10 protein-coding genes and 1 pseudogene are annotated in these 12,298 nt (G+C 64.1%); 5 read left to right on the top strand and 6 right to left on the bottom strand.

Annotated features, from left to right (window positions below; genetic code table 11):
• Positions 1 to 3: 3 nt before the first annotated feature.
• On the bottom strand, positions 4 to 3,372 hold the full coding sequence (locus QTH97_RS15415; RefSeq protein WP_286569136.1) for an AAA family ATPase: 3,369 nt from the start codon (positions 3,370 to 3,372) through the stop codon (positions 4 to 6).
• 194 nt (positions 3,373 to 3,566) lie between these two features.
• On the opposite strand from QTH97_RS15415, the gene QTH97_RS15410 reads away from it, so the two are divergent.
• A complete protein-coding gene (locus QTH97_RS15410; protein ID WP_286569134.1) occupies positions 3,567 to 4,328 on the top strand; it encodes an SDR family oxidoreductase in 762 nt (253 codons plus the stop codon).
• Positions 4,329 to 4,338: 10 nt separating this feature from the next.
• Here the strand turns inward: QTH97_RS15410 and QTH97_RS15405 are convergent, their stop codons facing one another.
• Positions 4,339 to 5,355, bottom strand: coding sequence for a 1-aminocyclopropane-1-carboxylate deaminase (locus QTH97_RS15405; protein WP_286569132.1), 1,017 nt, complete (start codon positions 5,353 to 5,355; stop codon positions 4,339 to 4,341).
• Positions 5,356 to 5,491: 136 nt separating this feature from the next.
• Between QTH97_RS15405 and QTH97_RS15400 the strand changes: the two genes are divergently transcribed.
• Both QTH97_RS15400 and QTH97_RS15395 read left to right on the top strand, forming a co-directional pair.
• Entirely contained in the window at positions 5,492 to 5,983 is a 492-nt protein-coding gene (locus tag QTH97_RS15400) for an Lrp/AsnC family transcriptional regulator (protein WP_286569131.1), read from the top strand.
• Between the two features lie 26 nt (positions 5,984 to 6,009).
• Positions 6,010 to 6,939: pseudogene (locus tag QTH97_RS15395) on the top strand (AraC family transcriptional regulator); the annotation flags it as partial.
• 40 nt (positions 6,940 to 6,979) lie between these two features.
• Here QTH97_RS15395 and QTH97_RS15390 read toward each other — a convergent pair.
• On the bottom strand, positions 6,980 to 7,396 hold the full coding sequence (locus QTH97_RS15390; protein ID WP_286569130.1) for an MAPEG family protein: 417 nt from the start codon (positions 7,394 to 7,396) through the stop codon (positions 6,980 to 6,982).
• Between the two features lie 40 nt (positions 7,397 to 7,436).
• Positions 7,437 to 8,399: a hypothetical protein gene (locus QTH97_RS15385; RefSeq protein ID WP_286569128.1), complete on the bottom strand. Its 963-nt coding sequence runs from the start codon at positions 8,397 to 8,399 to the stop codon at positions 7,437 to 7,439.
• Between the two features lie 160 nt (positions 8,400 to 8,559).
• Here QTH97_RS15385 and QTH97_RS15380 point away from each other — a divergent pair, with 160 nt between their 5' ends.
• The gene (locus QTH97_RS15380) at positions 8,560 to 9,264 is read left to right on the top strand and encodes a glutathione S-transferase family protein (protein ID WP_286569127.1); all 705 of its coding nucleotides are present in this window, start codon (positions 8,560 to 8,562) and stop codon (positions 9,262 to 9,264) included.
• Between the two features lie 7 nt (positions 9,265 to 9,271).
• On the opposite strand, the gene QTH97_RS15375 is transcribed toward QTH97_RS15380, so the two are convergent.
• Together QTH97_RS15375 and QTH97_RS15370 are read right to left on the bottom strand one after the other, a co-directional pair.
• Positions 9,272 to 9,829 carry a septal ring lytic transglycosylase RlpA family protein gene (locus QTH97_RS15375; protein WP_286569126.1) on the bottom strand — a complete coding sequence of 186 codons (558 nt, stop codon included), beginning with the start codon at positions 9,827 to 9,829 and terminating at the stop codon, positions 9,272 to 9,274.
• A gap of 20 nt (positions 9,830 to 9,849) precedes the next feature.
• Positions 9,850 to 10,002 (bottom strand): hypothetical protein, encoded by a 153-nt coding sequence (locus QTH97_RS15370; RefSeq protein ID WP_286569125.1) that lies wholly within the window; start codon positions 10,000 to 10,002, stop codon positions 9,850 to 9,852.
• Between the two features lie 424 nt (positions 10,003 to 10,426).
• Between QTH97_RS15370 and QTH97_RS15365 the strand changes: the two genes are divergently transcribed.
• The gene (locus QTH97_RS15365; RefSeq protein ID WP_286569124.1) at positions 10,427 to 12,247 is read left to right on the top strand and encodes an ATP-binding protein; all 1,821 of its coding nucleotides are present in this window, start codon (positions 10,427 to 10,429) and stop codon (positions 12,245 to 12,247) included.
• The last annotated feature ends 51 nt before the right edge of the window (positions 12,248 to 12,298 follow it).

Below are 12,298 nucleotides of genomic sequence, written 5' to 3'. Positions count from 1 at the left end.
GCTTCACGCCTCTCGCCGAAGCGCCTCGATGACCTCGCGCGCACGCAGCAAGTCCCGCGTCTCGAATCCCTCGGTGAACCAATCGTAGACGGGGGCCAGCAATGCATGTCCTTCGGCGGACCTCTGCTGCTTCTGCAGCATTTGCGCCAGGCTGGTGGCGGTGCGCAGCTCCCAGGAGCGGGCCTGTTGCGAACGGGCCCAGTCGAGCGAGATCCGGTAGCTCGCTTCCGCAGCCTCTGCGTCGCCACGAAGCTCGTGGAGCCATCCCTCCAGGCGCCGGATCTCGGCGTAGTGGCTGCGTTCACCCCAGCCCGGCCGTTCGACCTGTTCGATCTGCATCTCGATGATCCGCAGAGCTCCCGGAATGTCACCTCCCAGGGCCATTCCTTCGGCGAGCAGTGCCTTGAGGTACGGGTTGCTTCCGCCATATCCGCCACCGGATTCACGCATGGCGAGGCCCGCCTGCAAGAGGCCCACGCCTTCGGCCACTTTCCCGGCGCGAATCGATGAGGTTCCGTAGCGCAGCGGCGCCATCACCTGCCAGAGCACGGTCAGGCCGTTCTCGCGGCCCAGCCGTTCGGATTCCTGAACGCGCGCGCGTTGTGCCTCGGGTTCGCACCGGTACTCGAAGACGTCAGCGCCGGCACACAGCGCAAATCCCAGATCGAATACGTGGCCACGGGCGCGCGCGTGCTCGTCCTTTGCGTTGCACTCCGCGACGGCGCGGTCGGGGAATCCGAGCATCCAGCTCACTTGCGCCAGGTAGACGCCAGCGCCGGTCAGTGGATCGTGGTTGATCGCATCGGCGATATGGCGGTGCTTCGCTGGATCGTAGATGCTCGCCAGCGCTTCCGCATGCGCGCGACTGGTCAGCAGTTTGCCAAGCCAGAACGTCGAGACGCTCATCATCAGGTGCGCCGTGACCAGGATGTCGGAGTCATCTTTTTGCTGGCCCATCGCGAGCAACTGCTCGGCCCACTCGACGGATTCGGCGACCCGACCCTGGCTCAAGGTGTTGGAGAAGAGGCCCCAGTAGACCGGCACGACGTCCCGCCCCGATGCGGCGGAGCGCACCAATCTCAGTGCGGGCAGGAGGCTATCGCGAGCTTCAGGTGCGGGCCAGCCCTTGGAGGCCATCCAGCAAACGCCGAGGGCGCGCCGGAGTGCGAGTTCGCGCCTCTCGATCTCGACGGAGCCCGGCAGCGTGGGGACCAGTTTCAGTCCTTGATTCAGATGCGAGATGGCCTCGATCAAGGCCATGCGCTTCAATGCCAGCTCGCCCGCGCTTTGCCACTGCGGAATGGCGGCCGCCGCGAGGCCGGCCGCAGTGAGGTGGTGGGCCAGTACTTCAGGCTGCGTGGCCTTCATGTCCGCGAAGCGCTCTTCGATCGCGCGGGCGATCTTGGCGTGCAGTTCCTGCCGGCGACTCTTCAGCAGCGAGTCATAAGCCACGTCCTGGACCAGCGCGTGCTTGAAGGTGTAGGTCGCCTCGGGCGGTATGCCTCGGCGAGACGCCAGCCCCGAGTCAGTCAGCTGCGCGAGCGAATCGTCGAGTTGTTCCTGTGTCATCGGCGCAATCGCCGCGATCAACTCGTAGCTGAACGCGCGCCCGATCGCCGCGCCAATCTGCGCGATGTCCTTCACGGGATTGAAGCGGTCCAGGCGCGCCATCAGCGAATCCCGGAGCGTGGCAGGAATGGTGATGCCGCTTGCAGCGCCACGGAACGCATAGTGATCCACTTTTTCCGTGAGTTCGCCCGACTCGAAAATGGCCTTGGTCAGTTCTTCGAGGAACAAGGGCACGCCGTCTGTCCTCGCGAGAATCTCCTCGAGCAGCGCCTCCGGCAGCGCCTTGCCGCCCGCCAGCCTGGATACCAGGGCGGCTCCCTGGGCGCGCGACAGCTTGGAGAGATTCAGGGCGCTGACGTGGCCCTGCTCGGACCAGCGCGACTGAAATTCCGGTCGGTGCGTAAGGACGATGAGCAACGGGATGGTGCGAACGCGATCGATCAACAGGTCGAGCACTTCCAGGGACGTGGGGTCGGCCCAATGCACGTCCTCGAACAGCATGACGCTGGGATGCCGGCGCGCGGTAGCTTCAGTCAGGTCGACCAGCGTGCGCAGTATCTCCTGCTTGCGCTTTTGCGATGTCACGGCACTCGTGCCGTAGCGATCGTCGCACGGGATGGACATCATGGATGCGATGTACCCGACGTCGGCCAAAGGCCGCCCGTAGACGTTGACGATCAGGTCCTCGAGCTTTTCGAGCTTGACCGCGGGGGGCTCGTCGCGATTGAACTTCAACGCCCTTTCGAAGTTGGTCGTGGTGGGCCAGAAGGCGCTATTGACATAGTACGGCGAGCAATGAAAGCGCAAGGCATTTGCGCCTCGGCTTTCGACCCGCTCCTGAAAAGCATTCAGGATTCGGCTCTTGCCGATGCCAGGTTCGCCTGACAACACGACCACTTGGCCCTCGCTTTCCTGCGCGAGCGACCACCGCTCCAGAAGCAGACCGATTTCCTGCTCACGGCCAATCAGCGGCGTCAAGCCCTCTTGAGTCGCGGCGTCGAAGCGGCTCACCACTTCGCTCACACCCAGGACGCAATAGACATGTTGAGGCTTCGCGATGCCCTTGAGCATCTGCTCGCCCAGAGCCTCGTAGTCGAAGCTGCCTCGGGCCAGCCGATGCACCCGATCGCTCACCAGAACACGGCCTGGCTCGGCCAAGCCTTGCAGTCGGGCGGCGAGATTCATGGCCTCCCCGACCGCGACCTTTCCTGCCGAAGACACCACGACCACACCGGTTGCAATCCCGATTCGAACCGCGAGGCGTCCGACATCGGGGATGTCCAGCTTGGACAGCGAGTCGATGATCTCGAGTCCCGCACGAATGGCGCGCTCAGCCTCGCCCTCGTGCGCAAGCGGGTAGCCGAAGAAAGCCACGATACCGTCGCCCAGGAGTTGGAAGACGTAGCCCTCATATCGCGCAATGCACACGGAGCAGACTTGCTCGTAGCGGCGGACGATGCGCTGCAGTACCTCCGGATCCAGGCGATTGGCCAGTTCGGTGAAGCCCACCATGTCGCAGAACAGCGCCGTCAATTGGCGGCGCTCGCCCTCGTCGCGCGCTCCCGCGACCTCACCTGCGGCTTCCGGCCTGGTATCCGCCAGTGGGTTCGAGATGGAAGCCCCCTCCCGAAGGGATTGCAAGGCAGCGGAGAATTTGGCGCGCAGTCCGATCGGTAATCCGAGATCCTTCAGATCTTCCGCGGAAAGGACCAGCAGCGCGTCCCAATCGATCTGCTCACGCTCCAGGATCTCAGCGAGTTGGGTCAGCCGATGCTTCTCGAGCCAGTCCTGAACCTTGTTCATGCGCTCCTCTATCGGACAACTGCGACCTCGAGATCGCCGGAGTTCCAGTGTAAGCCTTGCCCCTCCGGCTGCCCGCCGCAAGAGAGTCTCCAAACCGCATGCCCCACGGCGAACGCCACATGTGGGTGCACTTCGCAGCGCTGATTGGCGGACAATGAATAAGGCACCCTTCATTGCGGAGGCGAAAGACGTCGATGACACACGATTTCACGGGCAAGGCCGTTCTCGTCACTGGCGCTGGCGGTGGCATCGGCCGCGCCACTGCGCTTTCCTTCGCGAAGGCCGGGGCTCGCCTGATGTTGGCCGACATCGATGTTGTTGCAGGCGAGGAAACCGCTTCGTTGATTCGCTCGCAGCGCGGCGAGGCGATCTTCCTGAAGGTCGATGTCACGCGCGAGGGCGAAGTGGCTGCCTTGGTCGCTGCGACCGTCAAGGCTTACGGTCGACTGGACTGTGCCTTCAACAACGCGGGCATCGAAATAGAAAGCGCACCCATCACTGAATGCGACGAATCGGTGTTCGATCGAATCCTGGCGGTGAACGTCAAGGGTGTTTGGCTGTGCCTGAAACATGAACTGAGGCAGATGGCGACGCAGGGGGGCGGCGCGATCGTGAATACCGCGTCCGTAGCCGGCCTCACAGGCGCTCCGAGGCTCGCGACCTATGCCGGTTCCAAACACGCGGTCGTGGGACTCACCAGATCCACGGCAGCAGAATTCGCCAGGAAGAACATCCGCATCAATGTCGTGTGCCCGGGCGTCATTCGTTCTGCCATGTCTGAGCGACGGGCCCAGACCGACCCGGACATGCCGGCACGCATGGCGGCGCTACACCCGATCGGTCGCATCGGCGAGCCGGACGAAGTGGCCGCAGTCGTGATGTGGCTGTGTTCCGATCACGCATCGTTCGTGACGGGCCATGCGCATGCAGTCGACGGAGGCTTCACTGCTATCTAGAAGGCTCGCTTCAGCCGTTGCGAAAGAGGAAGCTATAGGCGTTGAGGGCAGGCACGCCGCCAAGGTGCACATACAGCACCTTCGAGCCCGCGGGAAATTCACCGAGCCTCACCTTCTCGATCATCCCGTGCATTGATTTGCCCTCATACACCGGGTCGGTCAGCATGGCCTCCATGCGGGCGCTCAGGCGGATCGCTTCGAGCGTTCCGTCATTCGGAAGCCCGTACTCCGGCCCGCCGAAGCGAGTGTCGAGCACCACGTCCTTGTCCGTGATATCGCGGCCGAGTTCGACCAGCTCGGCCGTATGCCTCGAGATGCGCAGAATCTGATCGAAGGTCTGCCGGGGCTTGGCCGACGCGTCGACGCCGATCACGCGGTCGGCACGTCCATCGGCCGCGAAGCCCACCACCATACCGGCCTGCGTGCTGCCGGTGACCGAGCAGGTGACGATGTAGTCGAACTTGAAGCCGAGTTGGGCTTCCTGCTGACGCACTTCTTCCGCGAAGCCCACGAAGCCGAGCGCTCCCTTCGGATGCTCGGAGCAGCCTGCGGGAATCGGGAAAGGCTTGCCGCCGGCCTGGCGCACGCTGTCCATCGCGTCCTCCCAACTCTTGCGGATGCCGATGTCGAAGCCGGCGGCATCGAGTCGCACGTCCGCGCCCATGATGCGCGACATCTCGATGTTGCCCACGCGGTCGTACACCGCGTCGGAATAGTTGACCCAGTTTTCCTGCACCAGGACGCACTTCATGCCGAGGTGCGCAGCCACCGCGGCGACCTGTCGCGTCTGGTTCGACTGGATGCCGCCGATCGACACCAGCGTGTCGTAGCCGCCTTCGATGGCTTCAGGCATCAGGTATTCGAGCTTGCGAGTCTTGTTGCCGCCGAAGGCGAGGCCGCTGTTGCAGTCCTCGCGCTTGGCATAGAGGTCCACCTTGCCGCCCAGGTGTGCGCTGAGCCTTCTCAATGGCTGGATCGGGGTAGGTCCGAAGGTGAGTGGGTAGCGGGGGAATTTCTGAAGGTTCATGGGGCGATTCCTTGTTCAAGAGGTGAAGGAATCGTAGGAAGAATCGCCTGTTTGATGGTTGCAAATTCGGGGCGAATCGCGACACTGTGATTTGTGCATTGAACACAAAGTCGAGATTTATTTTGTCGATGAAACCATGAGCGCAACAAAATTGCCGTCCAAGGATGGACTGGATCGAACGGATCGCGCCATCCTTCGTGCGCTGCAACGCGATGCCTCGGTGTCGAACGTGGCACTCGCTGCCAAGGTCAACCTGAGCGCTCCGGCCTGCCTGAGGCGGGTCGAGCGACTCAAGTCGATGGGGCTGATCAGGAAGGTGGTGGCGCTGCTCGACCCGGTGGCGCTGGACTTCGGCACGCTGGTCATGATCGGCGTGGTCCTTGACCGTTCAACGCCCGAGTCGTTCGCCAGTTTCGAGAAGGCCGTGCAAAAGGTGTCGGGTTGTCTGGAGTGTCACGTGGTCACTGGCGAGTTCGACTACTTCATGCTGGTGCGCACGCGCGACAACGACAGCTTCAACCGTCTGCACGCAGAGCAACTGCTGTACCTGCCGGGCGTGCGGCAGATACGGACCTTCATGGTGCTCAAGCAGGTGATGTCGACCACGCAGTTGCCGTTGCAGGCTTGAACCCGCGCTGCGCAGGAGAGGTCGATATGGATGCCTTGTCCGAGGTCTTGAAGGTCCTGCAGTTCAACAGCGCGATCTTCTTCAACGCCAGGTTCACCGCGCCATGGTGCTTCGCTTCCCCGGAAGCGGATGCAGTCGCCCGGCAGGTCAACGCCGGGTCCGAGCGCCTGCTCTTCTATCACTTCTTCGTGGACGGCTCGTGCACCGTGAAGCTCGACGGCATGCCGCCCCTCCGGCTTCAGGCGGGCGACATCATCCTGTTTCCGCATGGCGATGCCCACACGATGGCCTCGTCCGGAATCGACGGACCCGGGCCGCTGCTCGATGTGCGGTCGCTCTTGCGCAAGCGGCCCGACGAACTGCAACTGGGCGGTGGCGGCGAGCCGACCCGCTTCATCTGCGGCTACCTGTCATGCGACCCCATCCTGTGCCGGCCGGTCCTGGCGACCCTGCCCAGGGTGCTGACGGTCAGCCTCAGGAGGGACGAGAAGACCGACTGGGTGGAGCGTTCCTTCGTCTACGCGGTGGCGGAGGCCGCATCAACGCAACCCGGCGGTGAAGGCGTGCTGGCGAAGTTGTCCGAGGTGCTGGTGGTCGAGACCCTGCGCCGGTACATCTCCCAGATGTCCGAGGGCCAGACAGGTTGGCTCGCGGGCTTGCGCGACCGTGTCGTCGGCAAGTGCCTCGCCCTCATGCACGAGGACCCGGCGCATCCATGGACGCTCGAAAGCCTTGCGCGGGAGGTCGGGACATCGCGCTCGGTCCTCGCCGAGAAGTTCACCCACTACGTTGGGCAGCCTCCGATCCAGTATCTCGGCAAGTGGCGCATGGCGCTCGCATCCAATCTGCTGCGGCGCAGCGCCCTGAGCATGATCCACATCGCGCTGGAAGTCGGCTATGAAACCGACACCGCCTTCAGCCGCGCCTTCAAGCGCGAGTTCGGCGTGCCCCCGGCATCCTGGCGTCGCGAGCGCAGTCTTCAGGACCCGACCGAGCTCAACGACGGAAAGCGATCAATGCGATCAGCGCACAGAAGCTCAGGAACTGAGCGAGGAAGAGCGCGAAGCGCACCGACACGACGCGATCCGTCTGGGCGAAGCAGACGTGGACCAGCGACTGGGGGATCCGCGCCGCGAGGATGACGACGCAGAGCGGATCCACCGCGACATCGATGACGTTGCAGGCGCGCAGCACGTAGACCAGTACGGCGAACACCGGCAGGTTCTCGAGGCAGTTCGCGTGCGCGCGCATCGCGCGCTGGTACCAGTCCTTGCCCTCGACGTGATCGGCGCGGAATTCGCTCATTCCCGCTCGGCCACTGAACACCCGGCTCAGCCGGTAGGCGCCCACGGTGGCGAGCAGGAGAACCAAGGTCCAGGCGGCGAAGCCCATCAGCATCAACTCGGGCAGCATCTCGGTCTCCTGTCGTGGACGCCGGTGGGCACGTGGTGCGCTACTGGAGGGATGCCATGGGCGATGGTGTGGGCACCGCATAGAGCAGCGGCTGGAGCGCATCCGTTACCCGGGCAGCCTGCCTGTCATCGAGAACGCCGAAGAGAATCTTCTGGAATCGCGGCTCCATCACGCCCGACACGATGTACTGCCAGCGGTACGCCTTCAGGATCCCGGAGGCGATGGCGCTGCGTTGCGCATCGGCGTAGCGATGGCTCGCGATCGACTCGAAGTAGGCCGCATCGGCGCGCGCCTGCGCCTGGAGGATGCCGTCGACCGCTACGACGAGGTCGATCAGGTCACCGACGGCCGCATCGCGTTCGTCGGCGTTCAGGCGCGCGTCCTCGCGAAGGAACTCGATCTCGTCCAGCACGGCGTGCTGCGACTCCTCTTTCCAGTGCGCCCGGAAGACGTCTTTCCAAAGTTCGCAGAGGTCGTCCCGCGGCTCGATGCTGGCGCGATAGTGAGCCAGCGTGAAGAGCTCGATGTCCAGCGTCAGCGCAAGGACCGACCAGTTGCTCTTGCTCAGCACGGCGGTCGCGACGGCGTTCGGTTCGGCCGTTGCCATGTATCCCGCCGGCATGTCGGCGGCCATCATGGCTTCCATGCGCCGGAACAGCTCCTGGTGCTTCAGTTCCTCGTCGGCCATGCGGACCAGTGCCTCCAGGGCCATCTGGTCGCCGAGTGCGTGCTGCCGGCTGATCTCGAGCACCTTGGCGCCGATGAATCGCTCCACCAGGCCGAAGATGTAGGCGTAGCTTCGACCCTGCACCTGACTCAACAGGCGCCGGTCATCCGCGGTCAGGAAATCCAGTTCGTTCACCAGCGACAGGCCGCCCGGAAGGAACATCCTGCCGAGATCGAATCGCCGGTGACGGATGACGTCGTTGTCGATGTCCCAGCGGACGCGCTTGGAGTTCGCGATGACCTTCGAGTACGGGTTCGCGGAGGGAGTGCTTTGCATGATGGCCTCTTTCAATGTGCGTTGAAGGTGTGGCCATGATCGAAGCGCGACGTGAATCGGGTCACGCCATCCGTCCGCAAATCTTGCCCGGTGATCCGAGTCCTTGACTCGGTAGGTCGCCGCCCCTATGGTTTCCCTCGCACGAACCATTCGAAAGCGCATGACCTCGCTCACGCTGCACTACCACCCGCTCTCTTCCTATTGCCAAAAGGTCCTGATCGCAGTCGACATGCTGGGCATCGAGGTCGACAAGAGGTTGCTCAACCTGTCCGACCCCGAGGAGCGGGCCGCATACCTGGCGTTGGTTCCGACGGGGAAGATGCCGCTGCTGGTCGACCAGGGCCGCCCCGTCCCGGAGAGCAGCATCATCATCGAGCACTTGCAGCGTCACCATGCACGCCCCGGCCGAACCCTCATCCCGCAAGACCCGGACGCCGCGCTGGACGTGCGACTGTGGGATCGCCTCTTCGACGTGTACGTAATGACGCCGATGCAGGCGCTCACCGCCGACCTCCTGCGTCCGGAGGGGGATCGAGACTCACTCGGCGTGGCCCGGGCGCGGGAGGGCCTGTCGTCTGCCTATGCATTCATGGACCGCCATCTCGAAGGGCGGACCTGGATGGCCGGCGATGCATTCAGCATGGCCGAGTGCGCGGCAGCGCCGGCCTTGTTCTACGCGGTCACCTACGTTCCCTTTCTGCCGCAGCAGGTGCACCTGGCGGCCTTCTTCGAGCGCTTGATGGGCCATCCATCGGTGGCGCGCACCATTGACCAGGCTCGGCCGTACTTCAAGTTCTATCCTGGGCGTGGCGGCCTGTCCCGACGATTTTTCGACCCGGACGATCCGATAAGCAAGGAGGGCTGAACTTCCCTCATCGAGTCGCTGGCCCGCCGGGCTTCGCCGCATCGGGCTGCGGGATGGACAAGGGGACGACTTCCACCTGCGCCAGGCCGTCTTCTCGCGAAATTCCGATCTCGCGCGCTGTGGCGGGCGAAAGGTCGACGATCCGGCCCTTCACGTACGGACCTCTGTCCTGGATGGTGACCACCGCGCTGCGCCCCGTCTCGAGGTTGGTGACCTTGGCGGTCGTTCCGAGTGGCAGCGTCTTGCTGGCGGCGTTGTCGTCGCGCGGGTCCATGCGCGTGCCGTCTGCCATTTTCCGGCCCGTGAACTTGTCGGCGTAGAAGGACGCCTTTCCAACCTGTTTGTTGCCGCTGCGGTCGAGGCCGGGTTTCGCTGGCGAAGAAGTTTTCGAGGTCGACACGTTCGGCGGCGGCGCGCCAGGTGATCCCTCGCGCGACGAACTTGCATCCGGCGCGACGACCTGTGCAGGCCGGTCCCGCGGCGTGGAAAAGGCCGCACAGCCGGAAAGCACGCAAGCGACAACCGTGAGCGCCGCGAGGCTCGGGAAGAAGGGCAGCGTAGACATGACAGCACGCGTCGCCGCGATCACCCACGCTGCTTGAAGAACTGCACCTCGCGCTCGTGCTGTTCGGCCTGCCCACGGGTGTCGAAGGTACCGAGGTTGCGTCTTCGGCCGGTTTTCGGATCGACCTTGCGCGAATAGAGGCGGTATTGGCCCGATGCCAGCTTTCTGATCATGGCGGCTTCCCTGCGATTGGTGATGGGTTCAGGTTGTCCTGACCGGCGCACGCCATGTGTCGGACGCCGCCGATTTGCCTGGCGGATTCTGTCGGGCAGGCGTGCAGGGCGGTACCCATGCCCGGAATCGGATTGATTCGCCGTGATCGAGCGCTACGGTCCGTTTCCCACCATGTCGATTGATACGGTTATTTGACGGCATCCCAGGTGGCCGGGGTTTACCCTATTGGCCGCGCGCAATGGCGGTCGCGGCCTTCTTCGGACCCGTGCATCGTTGGTCGACGGACTGTTGCGGTACGTACGTGGCATCCGTAGGCGCATCGATTTACTCGATGCAACGCCGATCTGAAAATCGTTACCGCCCTGGCCTTCGGGCCAGAGTACGTGAAACTTTCATGCGGTTGTCGCCTGGAGGGTGCAAGAGATGCAAGACCTCGGCTCGCAGGCGTCGATCTACGACCTGCTCAGGTTTGAACGCTTGCTGTCGGACCTGGCGGCGAGCTTCATCAACCTGCCGCCGGAGAACGTCGACCTCGCCATCGAGAACGAACTCGAGCGCATCGTGCTCGCGCTCGGCATCGACCGCTCCGCGCTCGTCCGGGTGATGCCACATCGGACCCACGCGGAGGTGACGCATTCGTACGCGACTGGAGACAGCGGAACGCCGGGCTGGTCCTCGGCGCAACCACTGACGCCGTGGGCGCTCGACATGCTCGCCGCGTCGAGGCCCATCGTCTTCGAGCGGCTGGACGACCTGCCGCCACAGGCGTCCGAGGCCAGGGAGGCCTATCGCCTGGCGGGGCTCCGATCCAGCGTCACGATGCCGATCGTCATTGCCGACAAGCTCTACGGCGGACTGAGCTTCGATTCCGTCCACACGGAACGCTCATGGTCGGATCCGTTGCTCGGCCGCATGCGGGTATTGGCGGAAGTCTTTGGCAACGCCCTGGCGCGCAAGTTTGCGCAGGAGGACCTGGCACTCGCCACGGGCCTGGAGCGGCTGGCTACCTCGGCACTGGCGTCGTTCCTGCTTGCCGCGCCGGGTGCCGAAGGCGCTACCGTTGCAGTGGGCCTGAGCCAACTCGGGGAGTTCGTCGGTGCCGACCAGGTGACGTTGTGGCAAATGCTTCAGGGTGCTTCCGCGTTCGCGGTGACACAGCGCTGGCAGGGCGATCACTTTGCCGGATTGCCGAACGATGAGGTCCATCGCTTGCTGCCGTGGACCAGCGCGCGCGTTGCCGGCGGGGATATCGTCCGGCTTGCTCGCATCGCGGACCTTCCCGTGGAGGCCGGAACGGACAGAGAGACGCTGGAGGAACTCGGCATTCGATCGCTTCTGGTCGTTCCGTCCGTCGTCTCGGGCAAGGTCCCCGGCGCACTGTGTGTGGCAAGCGCTGAAGCGCGCGAGTGGCCCGATGCGTTCACACCCGGCGTCCGGCTGCTGGCGGAGGTCTATGCGACCGTGGACGCGCGGCTGTTCGCCGAGCGCCGGCGATGGGCCGCCGAGCTCGAGGCCGCCCACTGGCGTGAACGCCTGGCGCACCTGGTCCGAGTGCACACGGCGGGGGAAATGTCCGTGGCGCTGGCCCATGAGATCACGCAGCCCCTGGGCGCGATCGAGAACTATGCGTTGGCTGTTCGAAACCGTTCCGCCAAAGTCCCGCCCGATATTCATCGGATCCACGAACTGATCGACAAGGTGATCGGACAGGCGACGCGAGCGGGGGACGTGATCGCCCGCATGCGCAGCATGGCGCAGCGTCATGAGCCCGAGATCAAGCCGATCAGCGTGGCGCAAGCCGTGGATCAGTGCGTGAGCATGATCAAGCTCGATTGCGAGGCGCGAAACATCGACGTGATCGTCGAGTCCGAGAGCGGTCTGCCGCTGGCCATGACGGATGAAGTTCACGTCCAGCAAGTCATTCTCAGCCTGCTGCGGAACGCCATCGAAGCCATCGAGATGGCGAAGCGGCGCGAACCTGTGCGCGAGATCCGGGTAAGCGTGAAGCGGAGCGACGACGACGGGATCGCCGTGGCGGTCACGGACACCGGCGTGGGCATTCCCGAGGGATTCCTGGAGCGGATTTTCGAATCCTTCTATTCGACCAAGGCGAATGGTCTTGGCGTCGGCCTGGCGATCAGCCGAAAGCTCATAGAGATGTATGGCGGGACTCTCTGGGCATCCCATCACGCGCGCCAAGGGGCGCAATTCTGCTTCACGCTTCCGGTTGCGGAGATGGAGTGAGGAGGCGGCCTCGGCTGGAGGGCCCCGTACGTGTTCACTACGTAGCCGCCG

The sequence above is a fragment of the Variovorax gracilis genome, from assembly GCF_030317115.1.
In the GTDB taxonomy this organism is placed as follows: domain Bacteria; phylum Pseudomonadota; class Gammaproteobacteria; order Burkholderiales; family Burkholderiaceae_C; genus Variovorax; species Variovorax gracilis.
The sequence above is the reverse complement of the archived record's forward strand: the minus strand, read 5'-3'. Positions and strand labels throughout refer to the sequence as shown.